Source organism: Streptomyces sp. NPDC127129 (assembly GCF_042671585.1).
Taxonomy (GTDB): domain Bacteria; phylum Actinomycetota; class Actinomycetes; order Streptomycetales; family Streptomycetaceae; genus Streptomyces.
The window spans coordinates 157,207-173,890 of sequence record NZ_JBHXTV010000004.1; the positions used below are offsets into that span (position 1 = coordinate 157,207).

Consider the following 16,684-nt stretch of genomic DNA (forward strand, 5'->3'; position numbering starts at 1 on the left):
GATCCCGGGTCCGTCACGGCTTCTGGAAGCCGGCGTCCTGCAGGATCTTCTGGCCCTCGGGCGAGGACAGCCAGGCCACGAACGCGGCCGCCGCCTCGGCGTTCTCGGAGTCCTTCAGCGTGGCGGCCGGGTACTGGGCCACGGCGTTCTGGGCGTCGGGGATCTCGACGGCGTCGACCTTGTCCTTGGCGCTCTCGGCGTCGGTCTTGTAGACGAGACCGGCATCCGCCTCGCCCAGTTCGACCTTGCTCAGCACGGCGCGGACGTTGGGCTCCTGGGAGACCGGCTTCACCGTGATCTTCTGGGCGTCGAGGATCTGCTTGCTGTACTTGCCGGCCGGCACCTCGGGGGCCGCGAGGACGACCTTGAGCTTGGTGTCCGCGAGGTCCTTCAGGTCGTCGACCTTGTGCGGGTTCCCCTCGCCGGTGGCGATGACCAGGCGGTTCTTGGCGATGATCGCCGGGGTGCCCGTGTCGGCCTTCACCTTGTCCATGCTCTTGGTGTCGGCGGTGACCAGGACGTCGGCGGGCGAGCCCTGGGACACCTGGGCGACGAGCTCCTGCGAGCCGGCGAAGGAGAACGTGACCTTCGTGCCGGGGTGCGCCTTCTCGTACGCGGCGCCCGCCGTCTTGAACACGTCGGTCAGCGAGGCGGCCGCCAGAACCGTCAGGTCGGCCGCGGGCGCGGCGCTCGCGGAGCCGGAGGCGGTTGCCCCGCCGGTGCCCTTCTTGGTGTCGTCGCCGGACGAGCAGGCCGCGAGCGGTACGAGCAGCGCGGCGGTGAGCGCGGCGCCGGCGGCACGACGTCCGGCGACGGTCAGGGTGAGGGACATGAGGGTCTGAACTCCTTGGGGACGAAAGGAAAGTGCGGGGGCCGGTCGCGCCGACGGCCGAGGTGTCTCGGTACTGCGTGAGGGGTCAGGTGCGGTCGATGTGCACGCTGGTCGACTTCACGCGGGCGGTGGCCTGCATGCCGACTTCCAGTCCCAGTTCCTCCACGGCCTCACGGGTGAGGAGGGAGACCAGCCGGTGCGGACCGGCCTGGATGGTGACCTGGGCCGCGATGTCGCCGAGCTTGATCCCGGTGACGATGCCGGGGAACGCGTTGCGCGCGGAGGTGTACGACGCGTCTTCGTCGTCGTCGCCCTGCGCGATCTCCACGGAGAACGCCGCCAGCGACTTGCCGTCGATGACGCGCCGGCCGCTCTCGTCGCGGTGGGTGGCGACTCGGCCCGCGTCCGCCCAGCGCCGCGCGGTGTCGGGGCTGACGCCCAGAAGTCGCGCGGCCTGACCGATGGTGTAGGACTGCATGTGCGACACCGTAGGGCGGTCTTACTCGTATCTGCAACTACATCGTGGGAGCCTCCATCGCGGATGAGAGGTGGGGTGGAGGAAGGGACGAGGAAATCCGCCGGGGGTCTCAGCCCTCGGACGGACGGCTTCCGGGAAGCCGAGGGGCGCCGATCCAGATTCCGGTCACGGCGCTGACGTAGCGCGCGCCGCAGCGGTCGGACGGCACGACGAGCTGGGTGCCGGCCACGTCGAGCTCCTCGTCGTCCATGCGGGTCGCGAGCAGGACGGGTGCGTCGCCGAAGTCGGGGTCGATCTCCGCCCAGGAGAGGACGGTGTGGTGGCCGTCGCCTCCGCTCACGGCCAGCAGGAAGCGGGAGCGCTCCTTGCGGCGTACGGGGTCGAAGCCCGGTTGGGCCACGGCCGCGACCTCGCGCAGGAGCGGTCCGGCGAAGGTGTGGTGCTGCGGTCCCGCCGTGGCGCAGTCGAAGACCACGTCGGCCCGGTGCTGCTCCCAGCCCTGACGCAGGTCGGCGACGGTGAGGGTGGCCGGGTGGGCCACGTCCCCCCAGAGGTCGAAGGTTCCGGCACGGGCGGGAAGGGCTGGGGGCGCGGAGTGGGGTGGGGCGCTCGGTCGGCTCATCGTCAATCCCCTCGGGGCGTTCGGTGCAGCGGCTGCGCGCAGTGATACCCGACCGCCGGAGCGGAGAACCATGTTTGCCAGTCGATATCGACACTGCTCCCGGCATTTGTGAGCTTGCTACGAGTCGCCTGCTCACATCCTCCCGGCCTTTCGACCGACGTTCCGCGCCTGCCGGTCGAGCGCGAGCCACACTCGGTCGCGGGTCACGGGCAGCTCGGTGAAGCGGATGCCGGTGGCGTCGCGGAGCGCGTTGGCGAAGGCGGGGGCGACGGGGTTGAAGGGACTCTCACTCATGGACTTGGCGCCGAGCGGGCCGATGGCGTCGGACGTCTCGGTGAAGTGCACCTCGGTGCGGGGGACGTCGGCGTACTGGGGGAGCCGGTAGCGGCGGAAGGCGGCGGTGGTGACCTCGCCGCGCTCGTCGATCCTGACGGCTTCGAACAGCGTCGCGCCGAGGGCCTGGGCGACTCCGCCCTCGACCTGGCCGCGGCACTGCATGGGGTTCATGACCTTGCCGGCGTCGGCGGCGTGGACACTGCGCAGGATGCGGATCTCCCCCGAGCCGGGGTCGACGGCGAGCCGGAACCACTGGGCGTTGAAGGCGACCGAGCGCGGCGAGCCGCCCCAGTGCCCGTCCGCCGCCAGCTCCTCCGCCGCGCCGAGGGCGTGCCCCGCCTCGTACAGCTCCTTGAGCGTGACGACGCGTCCCCCGCAGTCGACGGACTCGGCCCCGAGCACGCACAGGTGCCGGGCGACGCCGCTGTGGCGGGCTGCGAGGGTGCGCAGCCGTTCGGCGAGCGAGGTGGCGGCCAGGAGGACGGCCTTGCCGGCGACGACGGTGCCGGCCGAGCCGAAGGCGCCGGTGTCGTGGCGTACGACGTCGGTGTCGGACTGCCGGACGGTCAGCCGGTCCTCGGTGGTGTTCAGGGCGCCGGCGGTGATCTGCTGGTGAACGGTGGTGGTGCCGTTGCCGAACTCGGCGGTGCCGACGGCGATGTCGTACGTGCCGTCCTCGAGCAGCGACACACGGGCATCGGCGTAGTGGCCGCCGGGCGGGCCGGTGGCGATCATCGCCATCCCGGTGCCCTGCCCGACCAGCCAGCCCTCGGGCGCCTGCTCGGCGCTGCTGTCCTCGGCGATGGCCTTGCGTACGACCGACAGGCACTGGTCGAGGCCGTACGAGGCGATGTGCAGGTCCTCCTCCTCGCCGATGGGGCTGTGCATGCCCTCACCCGGGCCGATGATGTTCTTCTCGCGGAGGACGAGCGGGTCCATGCCGAGCCGGCGTGCCAGCTCGTCCATCACGGACTCCACGGCGAAGGTGACCTGGCCCAGGCCGTAGCCGCGGAAGGCGCCCGCCGGGACGACGTTCGTGTAGACGGAGTAGGCGTCGACCTTCTTGTGCGGGGCGCGGTAGACGGCGAAGGACTCGCCGACGCTGTGGAACATGACCGCCGGACCGTGGTTTCCGTACGCGCCGGTGTTGGCCACCACCCGCATCTGCACGGCCGTCAGCGTTCCGTCCCGCCGCGCTCCGACCTTGATGCCGATGGTGAAGGGGTGCCGGGTGGTGGCGCCGTAGAACTGTTCGGCGCGGGTGTACTCCAGCTTCACCGGGCGGCGGAGCTTCAGCGCGGCGAGCGTGACGACGTCCTCGGTGAGCATCTCCTGCTTGCCGCCGAATCCTCCGCCCACGCGGCCCGCGACCACCCGGACCTCGTCCTCCCGCAGGCCGTACAGCGCGCACAGGGCGCGGCGGGTCAGGAACGGCGTCTGGGTGGAGGACCGTACGGTCAGCCGTTCACCGGTGCCGTCCTCCTTCGGCTCGAAGTACGCGACGCAGCCGTGCGTTTCGAGGCTGGCGTGCTGCACCCGCTGGGTGCGGAAGGTCTCCTCGTGGACGACGTCGGCCTCGGCGAAGCCCCGCTCGACATCGCCGATCTCGCCGTGCACCTCGCCCGCGACGTTGTTCTCGACCCGGGCGATACGCACCTCCGGCCCCTTGCCTTCGTGGATGACGGGGGCGCCGGGACGCATCGCCTCTTCCGGATCGACGACGTACGGGAGTTCCTGGTAGGTCACCTCGATCGTGCGGCAGCCCTCCTCGGCGGCCTGCTCGCTGTCGGCGACGACGGCCGCGACCCGCTGGCCGACGTACCGGACGACCTCGTCGAGGACCCGGGTGTCGTCGGGGTCCTCCGTGGGGTGCTCGTGTCGCGCGGAGGAGTACAGCGTCGCCGGCGCGTCCTCGTGCGTGAGCACGGCGACCACCCCGGGTACGCGCAGCGCGGCCGATGTGTCGATCGCGACGATCCGGGCGTGCGGGTGCGGGGACCGGAGCAGCTTCATGTGCAGCAGGCCCGGGACCTCGACGTCGAAGGTGTAGCGGGCGGAGCCGGTGACGACCTGCGGTCCGGCGGGCGCTCCGACGTTCCTGCCGACGGCCTCGCCCGCGCACGGGCGCTCGGTGTGCTTCACACCCCGTACCGAGTCCTCGATCGCGCGGTAGCCGGTGCAGCGGCAGATGTTGCCCTTGAACGCGCGCGGCAGGTCGTCGAGCTTGCCGTCGTCGTACTCCGTGCCCCTTTCGGCTTCGAGCGCGGCGGTGGTCATCAGGAAGCCGGCGGTGCACATGCCGCACTGGTAGCCCTGCGCGTCGAGGAACTTCTGCTGTACGGGGTGGAGTTCACCGCCCGGAGAGGCGAGCCCCTCGACGGTGGTGACGGTACGGCCCTCGGCCCGCACGGCCGGGTACAGGCAGCTGTGGACGGGCTCCCCGTCGACGTGCACGGTGCACGCGCCGCAGTCCCCGGCGTCGCAGCCCTTCTTCACCCCGAACCAGCCGCGCTCGCGCAGATAGGTCCGCAGACACTGACCGGCGCGGGGATCGTCGTCGTGCGTCCGGCCGTTCACGCGCAGCTGGAATCGCTCGGTCTGCGGGCTCATCGGACTCCTTCTTCCGTCGGGCTGGTGAGTTCGCGGCGGACCTCCTCCGCGAGGCGGAGCCCCATGTGCCGTCGCCACGTGGGCAGTCCGTGGATGTCGTCGAACCATTCGCCGGGACGGACCGCATCGTCGATCGCCAGGCGCAGCTGCTCGCGGTCCGGCGGCAGGGGGAACCAGAGCCGGAAGGGCCGTACGGTCGCCGCGCTGACCGTCACCGCCAGCGAGCCGTCCACCGGGTCGAGCGTGCCGATGACCAGGGCGCCGGAGCGGCCGAGCCCGTAGAGCGATGCCTGCCGGAACGCCGTACGGCACTCCAAGGCCCGGCCGGGCAGCGTCACCGAGCGCAGCAGCTCGCCCTCGGCGAGGTCCTTGACCCCGGCGCCGACGATGAAGTCGGCCACCTTCACGCGTCGCGTCGAGCCGTCTTGCGCCTGGAGCAGGCAGGTGCCGTCGAGCGCGGCGGTCAGCGAGATCATCGGCCCGGCGGGCAGGCCGTTGCAGAGGTTCCCGCCGACGGTCGCCATGTTCCAGATCTTGAACGAGGCGAGGAAGGCACGGCAGCACTGTTCGAACAGCGGGGCCGCGGGGGCGTCCAGCTGCCGTCGCCCGAAGCGGGAGAGCTGCGCGATCGTGCATGTCGCCGCGATCTCCAGGGAGCCGTCCGCGTGCCGGGTGAGCGGTTCCCAGCCCATCCGGCTCAGATCGATCAGCCGGCGCAGGTGTGGCTGCGGCTCGGAGAACAGGTACGTGCCGCCGCCGAGCCACGCGTCGCCGGGCCGCCACGGCTCGCGCCGTCGCGCGTCCCTCACGTCCGTGATCGTGTTCAGATCCATCCCATCCACGCCTTCCGACCGATGTCTTCAGGCCAGTGAAGCCGGGCGCGAGCGACGGAACGACTGGACGCGAACCTGGAAAACGTCCACCTCGCGACGGTGCGCCCTGGAGGATCAACCAAGAGCTGTTCTGCCTCTCTGCTTTGGCATCTACGATGACTCGTCTCGCATTCGCCTCGTGAATGTGGGGGCGGGCTGTCCCGCGACCGCGCAAGGAGTCTCGTATGCACGTCGACCACCTCCTCCGTCTCGACCGACTGGACCTCTCCCTCGTCTGGGGCGACGAGGCGTTGCTCGGCCAGGAGATCGGCGGCGTGACGGCGACCGACCTGGAGGACCCGGCGCGGTTCCTCCAGCCCGGAGAGATCGTTCTCAGCGGACTCGTGTGGTGGAGCCGGGAAGCCGGTGCGGAGAAGACCGAGCACTTCGTGACGGCTCTGCGGGAGGCGGGCGCGGTGGCGCTGCTCGCGGGGGAGGAGACCCACGGCGAGGTGCCGCGGGAACTGGCCGAGGCGTGCAGACGGCACCGCGTCGCCCTGATCGCCGTACCGGCCCACACGAGCTTCCGGGCCATCACCGAAGCGGTCTACCTCAGACAGTGGGGCGACCTCAGCCGCCGCCCCACGGATCACTACGCACTGCCGGAGAACGTCCGTCTGGACCTCGACCGCGCTCTGGAGAACGGCGCGACGACCGGTGAGCTGCTCGACCGGGCCTTCGCCCATCTCGGAACGCCCGCCTGCCACCTGCTCACCAGCAGCGGCCGTACAGTCGCCCGGACCAGCGCCGCCCGGGCGGAACTGCCTGCCCGTCAGGCCGCCGAACTCCTGCGCGGCGGGCACGGCACGACGGTGCGTGTCGAGGCCGAGGGCACGGCCTTCGACACCTGGCACCTCTATCTGCCCGAAGCCGGCCAGGTACCTCCGCGTGTCCTCCAGGAGATCGCCGAGTTCCTCGGACGGCACCGGCGCCGGCAGGACCGGAACCGCGCCGCGAACCGGGCGGCCTTCGAGGACCTCGCGGATGCGGTGGGCGCATCGTACGCGGACGCGCACCGCGTGCGGAGCGCGCTGGCGGCCTGTGGCCTCGGTGACGCGGAGGCGTACACGGTGGTCGTCGCGGCCTTGGAACCGTACGGGGAGACAGGCTGCGGCGCCGCGCTGAGGGAGGCGCTGCAGCACCTGCCGACCGCCACCTTCGCGGTCGTCGACCGACTCGGCGGCGAGGCGGTGGCGGTCGTCGCGCACGACGGGGAGGAAGCAGCCGGTATGAGGGAGAGGCTGGGCGACGTGTGGCCGTTGATCCATGCCTGCCGCCCGGAGACCGCGCTGCACGTCGGTGTCAGCGCGCCCGCCCCCGCGTCCGCGGGACTGAACACCGCGCTCACGCAGGCCCGTTACGCGCTGGCGGCGGCGCGCACGCAGGGCCCCTCCTCAGCGCGCGTCTCCGGTCTCGGTGATCTCGACGGACTGCGCAAGCTGATGGCCGGGATCCCCTCCGACGTGCGGAACGTGTACCGCGAGACGACCTTGGGGCCGCTCGTCGGCGCCGGCCGGGGGTCGAGCGCGATGCTCCTGGAGACCCTGGAGGTCTTCCTGGCCAACGACTGCTCGTGGGCGAGGACCGCCGAGGCCCTCCACATCCATGTCAACACGGTCCACTACCGGGTCGAACGCATCGAGGCCCTCACCGGCAGGGACCTGTCGCGACTGGACCACAGGGTGGACCTGCACGCGGCACTGCTCTGCCGCTGACGGCACGTGGCAGAAGGGTCAGGGCACGTCGATGTGCACGCTCGTCGACTTCACCCGGGCGGTCACGGTGACCCCGACGTCGAGCCCCAGCTCCTCGACCGCCTCCCGCGTCACCAGCGAGACCAGTCGATGCGGACCCGACTGGACCTCCACCTGCGCGGCCACGTCGTCGACCCGTACGGCGGTCACGATCCCGACGAAGGAGTTCCGGACCGAGGTCGGCACGTCACCCTCCGGGACGGCATGGAGTCCGGCGCCCCGCTCGTGGGCGAAGCGGGCCAGGGCCGTGCCCTCGATCACCCGATGGCCGGACCCCTCCCGCGCGATGCCCAGCTTGCCGCCGTCCGCCCACCGGCGAACGGTCTCCGAACTGACTCCGAGCAGCTGCGCGGCCTGCCCAATGCTGTACGACGGCACACCCGCACCATAAGCCACGTCACCGCCTCGACGTCGCGGTGGGCTCGTACGGCTGCCCGGGCGCCCCGAGAGGCGTGATCCTTCACAATCTCCGCACTCCCCATTCTGATCGATTCGATCGCAATCGATCGATACGCTAGCGCCAAAGGCGTACGGTGACGCCTCCGTACCGCTCCAGGGGGAGCCATGCGACACCATGTCGACCATCGCCACGACCGGGTCCTCGAACTGGTCCGGGAGCGGGGCAGCATCCGCGTCACCGAGCTCGCGGCCGAGCTGGGTGTCTCCCCGGTGACCCTGCGCCGGGACGTGGACATGCTCGCCAACCAGGGCAAGGTGCAGCGCATGCACGGCGCGGTCGTCTGGCCGGGCGAGGCGGCCCGTGCCGAACAGCCGGACACCGGTGGCCGGGTGATCGGAATGATCGTGCCGACGACCAGGTACATCTTCGGCGACGTCGTCAGCGGCGCCCGCAGGGTCGTCGAGGCGCAGGGGGGCCGGCTGGTGCTCGGGGTGTCCGGGTACGTCGACAGCGAGGACCCCGTCCAGGCCGAGCATCTGCTGAACAGCGGTGCCGAGGGCCTGCTGGTCGCGCCCAGCTGGTTCGTCGGGGCGCCCGCCGGCGGCCAGGAGGAGTGGCTGATGGCCTGCGAGGCGCCGACCGTGCTGGTGGAGCGTACGGCGCAGGCCGCCAACCCGGCGGCCCTGCTCGACCGGGTGCGCACCGACCGCGCGCACGGAGCCGCGCTCGCGGTGAGCCATTTCGCCTCGCTCGGCCACCGTTCGGTCGCCGCCGTGCTCCAGGAAGGTCCGCACGCCGCGGGCATCACGTCCGGCTACCTGGACTCGGTTCGGTCGCTCGGCCTGGAGACCGTACCCGGGTCGCCGTGCGTCCGGATGTCGGGGCAGGAGTACGACGAGGTCGCGGAGTACCTCGTCGAGGCCGTCGGGCGGCACGGCGTCACGGCGGCCCTGGTGCACAGCGACGAGGACGCGATCGTGCTGGTCCCGCGGCTGCAGGCGCGCGGCATCGCCGTCCCGGAGGACCTGGCCCTGATCGCGTACGAGGACGAGGTGGCGAACCTGGCGGACGTCCCGCTGACGGCGGTCGCCCCACCGAAGCAGGCGGTCGGCGAGCTGGCGGCGAAGCTCCTGCTCCAGCGCCTGGCCGAGCGGAGCACGGGCAGGGAGCCCGAGCCGCGCCAACACGTGGATCTGCTGCCGAAGTTGAGGGTGCGAGCCTCCTGCGGTGCTCTGCGGGCGTCTTCGGGAACCGAGTGATCTTCTTGATCGTGAAGCGATCATTTTGATTGTCTTGTGCGTTTGCTCTTGACGGTGATCGAGTTGGCGAAAAAGATATGCCTCGTTCGCCTCTCTCCCCTCGAGGTTTCCGTAGGAGCCGTGCCATGCCGCGCACTTCACGTTCGTTCCGTACAGCCGCCGCCGCCACCCTCGCCGCTCTCGGCCTGCTCGCCACCGCGTGCGGTGGCGGTGAGGGCGACTTGGCCGACTCCGCCTCCGACGGCAAGCCGGTCACCCTCACCTACTGGACCTGGACGGGCGGCGCCAAGGCCACGGTCGACGAGTTCAACCGGACCCACAAGGACATCCAGGTCAAGTTCACCGAGATTCCCGGTGGCGCGGAGGGCTACGGCAAGCTGGCCAACGGCGTGAAGGCGGGCAACGCGCCCGACGTGGCCACCATCGAGTACCAGATGGTTCCGGAGTTCGCGAGCCAGGGATACCTCGTCGACCTCACGAAGCCCGCCGGTGGCACCGTCAAGGAGAAGTTCCCCAAGGCCATCCAGGACCTGGTGACCTTCGGCGGCAAGACCTGGACCGTTCCGTTCGACGCCGCGCCGCAGGTCTACTACTACCGCACGGACCTGTTCAAGAAGTACGGCATAGAGGTCCCCAAGACCTGGGACGAGTTCAGGGCCGCCGCGGAGAAGGTCAAGAAGGCCGACAAGAACGTCCGTCTGGCCAACATGACCAAGGCCGACCCCGCCCTCCTCGCCGCGCTCTCCTGGCAGGCCGGCGGCAAGTGGTTCAGCACGCAGGGCGACGCGTGGAAGCCCGGCGTCGACGACGCCGCGTCCAAGAAGGTCGCGGCCTACTGGGACGACATGGTCAAGAACGACCTCGTGCAGACCTACACCGGCTGGAGCCCGGAGGAGACCAAGGCCCGCGTCGAGGGCAAGACGCTCTCCGTCCTCGGTGCCTCCTGGTCCGCGGCCGGCATGAAGACCAACCTGCCGGACCTGAAGGGCAAGTGGGCGGCCGCCCCGATGCCGCACTGGGGCACCCCGGCCAGCGGCAACTACGGCGGCAGCTCCTACGGCGTGCTGAAGGGCAGCAAGAACGTCGAGGCCGCGGCCGAGTTCATCAAGTGGATCACCACCAACGGTGACGCGGTCGAGGCGCGGCTGAGCGACCCGACCAAGCCCAGCAGCGCCCTGCCGGCCAACCCGGAGATGCGCGCCGTGGCCGCCGCGAAGTTCGACACCGCGTACTTCAACGGCCAGGACCTCTACAAGCTGGCCTCCGAGCAGGTCGACACGATCGTTCCCGGCTGGACCTGGGGCCCGAACCAGATGGACGTCTACACCGCCATCCAGGACGCGAGCGCCAAGAGCGGCTTCACCGGCGGCGTCGCCGCCGGTCAGGCGAAGGCCACCTCGGGCATCCAGGAGCGCGGGCTGAAGCTCGCCGAGTGACCTGGCGGGGCCCGGCCGAACCCTGACCCCGGCCGGGCCCCGCCGTCCCACACCCCCGGACCCGCAGCGCCCACACGCCAAGGAGCACCCGTGGCAGCACCACTCGCGAAGGCCGCACCCCCGCCCGCGGCCGGCGGCAGCCGTACCGGCGGCCCGCGCACCGGCCGCACCCGTAAGGGCAGTTCACAGCTGAGGCGCAACCAGCGCGCCGCAGCCGCGCTGTTCATCGTCCCGTTCTTCGTGCTCTTCGCCGCCATGACGGCGGCGCCCATCGTCTACGCGGTGTGGATGAGCCTCTTCACGGAGAGGTCGTCCGGACTCGGCTTCGGCGGCACCGAGCGGGCGTTCACCGGCCTCGAGAACTTCTTCAGGGCGCTCTCGGACGAGGGCTTCCGCGAGTCGTTCCTGCACATCGCCCTGTACTGCACGCTGTACATCCCGGTGATGATCGGCGGGGCGCTCGCCCTCGCGCTGCTGGTCGACTCGGCCGTGGCGCGCGCCCGGCGCTTCTTCCAGCTCGCGCTCTTCCTGCCGCACGCCATCCCCGGCCTGATCGCGTCGATCCTGTGGATCTACCTCTACACCCCGGGGCTCAGCCCGGTGCTCGACTGGATCGAGGCCGCCGGCGGCTCGTGGGACTTCTTCAGCTCCGACCACGTGTACTCGTCCATCGTGAACCTCACCGCCTGGCAGTGGACGGGGTACAACATGATCATCTTCTACGCCGCGCTGCAGGCCATCCCCCGCGAGCTCATCGAGGCCGCGGACATGGACGGGGCCGGGCCGGTCCGCACCGCACTGCAGATCAAGGTGCCCATGATCACCTCCGCGGTCGTGATGGCCGTCCTGTTCACCTGCGTCGGCGCCATCCAGCTGTTCACCGAGCCCAAGCTCCTCGGGCAGCGCGGCACCGCCGCCGTCGACACCGAGTGGTCACCCACCATGTACATCTGGAAGGCGGCCTTCCTTCAGCACGACTACGGCCTGGCCGCCGCCGCGTCCCTCCTGCTCGCCGCGCTCGGCGTCGCGCTCTCGTACATCGTCACCAAGATCGGAAACCGGTGGAGGGCGGCATGAGCACGCACACGGTCATCCAGGAACCCGCGGCCGGCGAAGCCCGCCCCGGCGCGGCCGCCCCGGCGGTGAGGCGCCGCGAGCCTCGCAGGAGGCGTCCGGGCAACCTGCTCTCCAAGGGCGTCGTCAACGGCGTACTCCTCGTCGCCTCCTTCTACATGCTGATGCCGGTCAGCTGGCTGCTGTTCGCCGCCACCAAGGACCACGGAGACCTCTTCTCCAGCGACGGCTTCGCCTTCGCCGACTTCAACCTCTTCTCCAACCTCGCCGCGGTCTTCACCTTCAACGACGGCATCTACCTGCGCTGGCTCGGCAACAGCGTCATCTACTCCGTGATCGGCTCGGCCGCCTCGACGCTCCTGTGCGTCGCCACCGGCTACGCCTTCGACAAGTACGAGTTCCGGGGGAAGGAGAAGCTGTTCGGGGTCGTCCTCGGCGGCCTGCTCGTCCCCGCCACGGTGATCCAGCTGCCCATGTACCTGCTGGCATCCAAGGTCGGCCTGGTCAACACCTACTGGGCGCTCCTCCTGCCCGCGCTGGTCAACCCGTTCGGCGTCTACCTCGCCCGGGTCTTCTCCGAGGGGTACGTGCCCAACGAGGTGCTGGAGGCCGCCCGCGTGGACGGCGCCGGCGAACTGGGCACGTTCACCCGGATCGCCCTGCCGATGCTCTCGCCCGGCTTCATGACCATCTTCCTGTTCTCGTTCACCGGAAGCTGGAACAACTTCTTCGGCGCGCTGGTCATGCTCAACGACGACACCTTGTACCCGGTCAACCTCGGCCTGTTCATGTGGAACAGCACCACACAGCTGCAGCCCGAGTTCTACTCCCTCGTGATCACCGGTTCGCTCGTCGCCGTCGTGCCGCTCATCATCGCCTTCATCTGCCTGCAGCGCTTCTGGCGCTCGGGCCTCACCGCGGGCGCGGTGAAGTGACCGTGCCCGTACCGGAAGCCTCCGTCCTCCACGACGGTCACACGGCCCCCGCGCCGCCCGTGCACCGGCCGCGCACCCTGCTGGCCATGGGCGCCGCCATCCACGCCCAGCTCCTGGCCGAAGGCGCCCTCGACCGGCTGGCCGGAGTCGCGGCCGTGGACACCGGCCGCTTCGTCAGCGACTTCGCCGACGCGGACCCGGCCGCACTCGCCGACACCGAAGTGCTGTTCACCCACTGGGGCGCCCCGCGGCTCACCGCGGAAGCGCTGCGCGCGATGCCCCGGCTCCGGGCCGTCATCCATGCCGCCGGATCCGTCAAGCACCACGTCACCGAGGCGGTGTGGCAGCGGGGGATCGCCGTCTCGACCGCGGCGGGCGCCAACGCGCTCCCGGTCGCCGAGTTCACGCTCGCCGCGATCCTGTTCACCGGCAAACGGATCCTCGACAGCGCCCGTGTCTACCGGGAGACCCCCGACCAGGTCTCCCTCCTGCCGTACTTCGCGGGCCACGGCAACTACCGCCGTACCGTGGGCATCGTCGGCGCGTCACGGATCGGCCGCCGGGTCCTGCAGCTCCTGCGCCCGTTCGACTTCGAGGTCCTGCTGTACGACCCGTACGTGGAGGCGGACGAGGCCGAGACGCTCGGCGCGCGCTCCGTCGGACTCGACGAGCTCGTACGGCGCAGCAGCGTGGTCTCCATCCACGCTCCGCAGCTCCCGGAGACGCGGCACATGTTCGACCGGCGTCGGCTCGGACTGCTGCGGGACGGCGCCACGCTCATCAACACCGCACGCGGCTCACTCGTCGACACCGCGGCGCTCACCGAGGAGCTGCTGGCTGGCCGGATCCACGCCGTCCTCGACGTCACCGAGCCCGAGGTGCTGCCCGCCGGTTCACCGCTCTACACGCTGCCCAACGTGCTGCTCACCCCGCACATCGCCGGGTCGCTCGGCAACGAGCTCGTACGGATGGCCCATTGGGCGACCGACGAGGTGCGGCGCTACGCCGAGGGCCGGCCCCTCGCCCATGCCGTGGGCTCCGACGAGCTCGCCCGCTCCGCCTGACGACCACCGCTCCGGCCGGGCGGCGGACGGCCGCCGCCCGGCCCGAAGAAACACAGGACATGCCATGCACCAGCCGCACGGAACCCGCTACGTCGAGGACCGTTCCCCCGGCAGCGGCCGGCTGGCGCCGCGCGCCGCCTTCGGCTCCGACGCCCCCGCCCTCGACCTGGACGGCGCGTGGCGCTTCCGGGCCGCCACCGGGCTCGGGGACCTCACCGCGGGGTTCGAGGACCCCGCCTTCGACGACACCGCCTGGGACCGGCTGCCGGTACCGTCCTGCTGGCAGCTCCAGGGTGTCGGATCCCCCGCGTACACCAACGTCACCTATCCCTTCCCGCTCGACCCGCCGCGGGTGCCCGACGAGAACCCGACGGGCGAGTACCGCAGGGACTTCACGCTCCCCGACGGGTGGCCCGCGGGACGCAGCGTGCTGCGCTTCGACGGCGTCGACTCCTGCTTCGCGGTCTGGCTCAACGGCGTCCGGCTCGGTGACGGCAAAGGCAGCCGCGTTCCCACCGAGTTCGACGCGACGGACGCGCTGCGGCGGGGCCGCAACGTCGTCGCCGTACGCGTCCACCAGTGGTCGGCCGGCAGCTATCTGGAGGACCAGGACATGTGGTGGCTGTCCGGGATCTTCCGTCCCGTACGGCTGCTGTCCCGGCCCGAGGGCTGCGTCGAGGACTTCTTCGTCCACGCGGACTACGACCACGTCACCGGCACCGGCACCCTGTCCGTCGACACCTCGGTCCCGGCCACGCTCTCCCTGCCCGAACTCGGCCTCGTCGACGCCGACCCCTCGGGACCGCACACCTTCGTGGACGTCGAGCCGTGGAACGCCGAGCAGCCGCGCCTGTACGAGGGCGAGCTGACCGCCGCCGGCGAGCGGATTGCGGTGCGCATCGGCTTCCGGCGGGTCGCCGTCGAGGACGGCCTGCTCAAGGTCAACGGCCGTGCCCTGCTGCTGCGCGGTGTCAACCGGCACGAGTGGGATCCGGAGACCGGCCGGACACTCTCGTACGAGACGATGCTGCGCGACGTGCTGCTCATGAAGCGGCACAACATCAACGCGGTCCGCACCAGCCACTATCCGCCGAGCAGCGACTTCCTCGCCCTCTGCGACACGTACGGGCTGTGGGTGGTCGACGAGTGCGACCTGGAGACCCACGGCTTCGAGCAGGCCGGCTGGCGCGGCAACCCGAGCGGTGACGAGCGGTGGCGGGAGGCCATGCTCGACCGGATGCGGCGGGTCGTCGAACGCGACAAGAACCATCCGAGCATCCTCATGTGGTCGCTCGGCAACGAGAGCGGCACCGGGGAGAACCTCGCGGCGATGGCGGAGTGGGCGCGCACCCGTGACCCCTCGCGCCCCGTCCACTACGAGGGCGACCGGGACAGCGGCTACGTCGACGTCTACAGCCGGATGTACGCCGACCACGCCGAGACCGAACAGATCGGCCGGGGCGAGGAACCGCCGACGCAGGACCCGTCGCTCGACGCGCACCGGCGCGCCCTGCCGTTCATCCTGTGCGAGTACGCGCACGCCATGGGCAACGGCCCGGGGGGACTGAGCGAGTACCAGAGCCTGTTCGAGAGGTACCCGCGGCTCCAGGGCGGCTTCGTCTGGGAGTGGATCGATCACGGCATCGCGCGGCGCACCGCGGACGGGCGGGTGTTCCACGCCTACGGCGGCGATTTCGGGGAGCCGGTGCACGACGGGAACTTCGTCGCGGACGGCCTGGTCCTCCCCGACCGCACGCCCTCCCCGGGGCTCCTCGAGTACAAGAAGGTGATCGAGCCGGTCACGATCGTCGTCGACGGGGACGGACAGGACGTCGAGGTCCGCAACGGCCACGACTTCCGGGACACGGCCCATCTGCGCTTCCGCTGGCGGGCCGAGGACGACGGGGAACGTGTCGCGGACGGTGTGTTCGACGTCCCGGTCCTCGCACCCGGCGAGCGTGCGCGCCTCCCTCTGCCGGAGCTCACGCCACGCAAGGACGCGGAGCGCGCCCTGACGGTCGTCGCCGAGCTCGCCGCCGCCGAGCCGTGGGCTCCGAAGGGTCACGAGGTGGCCTGGGGCCAGACGGTCCTCGCCCCGGCCGCGCCGGCCACGGGACCTGGCCGCGTCCTTCCGGCGGTACCGGGCCGCGAGGGCCGGCTCACCCTCGGCCCTGCCGCGTTCGACGCGCACAGCGGGCGGCTGCTCGCCCTCGGCGGGATCGACGTCGGGGCGCTCCGGCTCGACCTGTGGCGGGCGCCGACCGACAACGACCTGCTCGGTGACCGGATCGCCGACCGCTGGCGCGCCGCGGGACTTCACCGCCTCACCACGAAGGTGCTCGGCGTCGCGGCCACGGGCGAGGGCCTGACGGTCACCACGCGGACGGCGCCCGTCGGCGCGGACCACGCCGTCCGGGCCGCCTACCACTGGCGGGCGGACGGGAGTTCGCTCTGGCTGGACGTGGACATCGCTCCCGAGGGCGCGTGGCCGTGCCCCCTGCCCAGGATCGGGCTGGGCTTCTCCCTGCCCGGCTGGATCGACACCGTCGACTGGTACGGGCTCGGGCCCGGCGAGTCGTACCGGGACACGTCCGCGGCGGCGCGCCTCGGCCGCTACCGGCACACGGTCGACGCCCTGCAGACGCCCTACGTGCGCCCCCAGGAGAACGGCAACCGCCGGGCGGTCCGCCGGGCCGTGCTCTCCGGCGACCGCGGCGGACTGCTGATCGGCGGTCGTCCCTCGTACGACCTCACCGTCCGCCGCTGGACCACCGCGGAACTGGAGTCCGCCCGGCACACCACCGACCTGAGGGCCGGAGACCGGGTGCACGTCAACCTCGACGTGGCGCACCACGGCATCGGGACCGCGTCCTGCGGTCCCGGTCCGCTGCCCCGGCACACGCTGAAGGCGGGACCCGCAGCGCTGCGACTGGTCCTCCGCGCCCTCTGAACGGCCCCACCCGACAGCGCGGCACGCCCGCGCCGGCCCCGTCCGTGCTGCCTGTACCACCC

General features: G+C 71.3%; 13 protein-coding genes. 7 read left to right on the forward strand and 6 right to left on the reverse strand.

Going from position 1 to position 16,684, the window contains the following annotated elements; genetic code table 11:
* Nucleotides 1-13: 13 nt before the first annotated feature.
* The 5 genes from modA to ACFVGW_RS09175 form a co-directional block, all read right to left on the reverse strand.
* Nucleotides 14-832, reverse strand: a complete 819-nt coding sequence (gene modA / locus ACFVGW_RS09155) for a molybdate ABC transporter substrate-binding protein (protein WP_352190936.1) — start codon at nucleotides 830-832, stop codon at nucleotides 14-16.
* 85 nt (nucleotides 833-917) lie between these two features.
* Nucleotides 918-1,310 (reverse strand): helix-turn-helix transcriptional regulator, encoded by a 393-nt coding sequence (locus tag ACFVGW_RS09160; RefSeq protein ID WP_352190935.1) that lies wholly within the window; start codon nucleotides 1,308-1,310, stop codon nucleotides 918-920.
* Between the two features lie 109 nt (nucleotides 1,311-1,419).
* Nucleotides 1,420-1,932, reverse strand: a complete 513-nt coding sequence (locus tag ACFVGW_RS09165) for a molybdopterin-dependent oxidoreductase (RefSeq protein WP_385851439.1) — start codon at nucleotides 1,930-1,932, stop codon at nucleotides 1,420-1,422.
* A 132-nt stretch (nucleotides 1,933-2,064) separates the two neighbouring features.
* The gene (locus ACFVGW_RS09170) at nucleotides 2,065-4,878 is read right to left on the reverse strand and encodes a molybdopterin-dependent oxidoreductase (protein ID WP_385851440.1); all 2,814 of its coding nucleotides are present in this window, start codon (nucleotides 4,876-4,878) and stop codon (nucleotides 2,065-2,067) included.
* Nucleotides 4,875-5,711 (reverse strand): FAD binding domain-containing protein, encoded by an 837-nt coding sequence (locus tag ACFVGW_RS09175; RefSeq protein WP_385851441.1) that lies wholly within the window; start codon nucleotides 5,709-5,711, stop codon nucleotides 4,875-4,877. The genes ACFVGW_RS09170 and ACFVGW_RS09175 overlap by 4 nt, the downstream gene beginning before the upstream one ends.
* A gap of 224 nt (nucleotides 5,712-5,935) precedes the next feature.
* Here ACFVGW_RS09175 and ACFVGW_RS09180 point away from each other — a divergent pair, with 224 nt between their 5' ends.
* Nucleotides 5,936-7,465: a PucR family transcriptional regulator gene (locus ACFVGW_RS09180; RefSeq protein WP_385851442.1), complete on the forward strand. Its 1,530-nt coding sequence runs from the start codon at nucleotides 5,936-5,938 to the stop codon at nucleotides 7,463-7,465.
* Nucleotides 7,466-7,483: 18 nt separating this feature from the next.
* Here ACFVGW_RS09180 and ACFVGW_RS09185 read toward each other — a convergent pair whose 3' ends face one another.
* Nucleotides 7,484-7,882 carry a molybdopterin-binding protein gene (locus ACFVGW_RS09185; protein ID WP_383228979.1) on the reverse strand — a complete coding sequence of 133 codons (399 nt, stop codon included), beginning with the start codon at nucleotides 7,880-7,882 and terminating at the stop codon, nucleotides 7,484-7,486.
* A gap of 186 nt (nucleotides 7,883-8,068) precedes the next feature.
* On the opposite strand from ACFVGW_RS09185, the gene ACFVGW_RS09190 reads away from it, so the two are divergent.
* The 6 genes from ACFVGW_RS09190 (at nucleotide 8,069) to ACFVGW_RS09215 (ending at nucleotide 16,622) form a co-directional block, all read left to right on the forward strand.
* Entirely contained in the window at nucleotides 8,069-9,163 is a 1,095-nt protein-coding gene (locus tag ACFVGW_RS09190; RefSeq protein ID WP_383228950.1) for a substrate-binding domain-containing protein, read from the forward strand.
* A 125-nt stretch (nucleotides 9,164-9,288) separates the two neighbouring features.
* Nucleotides 9,289-10,599 carry an ABC transporter substrate-binding protein gene (locus ACFVGW_RS09195; RefSeq protein WP_385851443.1) on the forward strand — a complete coding sequence of 437 codons (1,311 nt, stop codon included), beginning with the start codon at nucleotides 9,289-9,291 and terminating at the stop codon, nucleotides 10,597-10,599.
* Nucleotides 10,600-10,689: 90 nt separating this feature from the next.
* Nucleotides 10,690-11,676: a carbohydrate ABC transporter permease gene (locus tag ACFVGW_RS09200; protein WP_385851444.1), complete on the forward strand. Its 987-nt coding sequence runs from the start codon at nucleotides 10,690-10,692 to the stop codon at nucleotides 11,674-11,676.
* Nucleotides 11,673-12,608: a carbohydrate ABC transporter permease gene (locus ACFVGW_RS09205; RefSeq protein WP_385851445.1), complete on the forward strand. Its 936-nt coding sequence runs from the start codon at nucleotides 11,673-11,675 to the stop codon at nucleotides 12,606-12,608. Before ACFVGW_RS09200 ends, ACFVGW_RS09205 begins: the two co-directional genes overlap by 4 nt.
* An 86-nt stretch (nucleotides 12,609-12,694) precedes the next feature.
* The gene (locus ACFVGW_RS09210) at nucleotides 12,695-13,672 is read left to right on the forward strand and encodes a hydroxyacid dehydrogenase (protein WP_385851713.1); all 978 of its coding nucleotides are present in this window, start codon (nucleotides 12,695-12,697) and stop codon (nucleotides 13,670-13,672) included.
* A 64-nt stretch (nucleotides 13,673-13,736) separates the two neighbouring features.
* Nucleotides 13,737-16,622 carry a glycoside hydrolase family 2 TIM barrel-domain containing protein gene (locus ACFVGW_RS09215; protein ID WP_385851446.1) on the forward strand — a complete coding sequence of 962 codons (2,886 nt, stop codon included), beginning with the start codon at nucleotides 13,737-13,739 and terminating at the stop codon, nucleotides 16,620-16,622.
* Nucleotides 16,623-16,684: the final 62 nt, after the last annotated feature.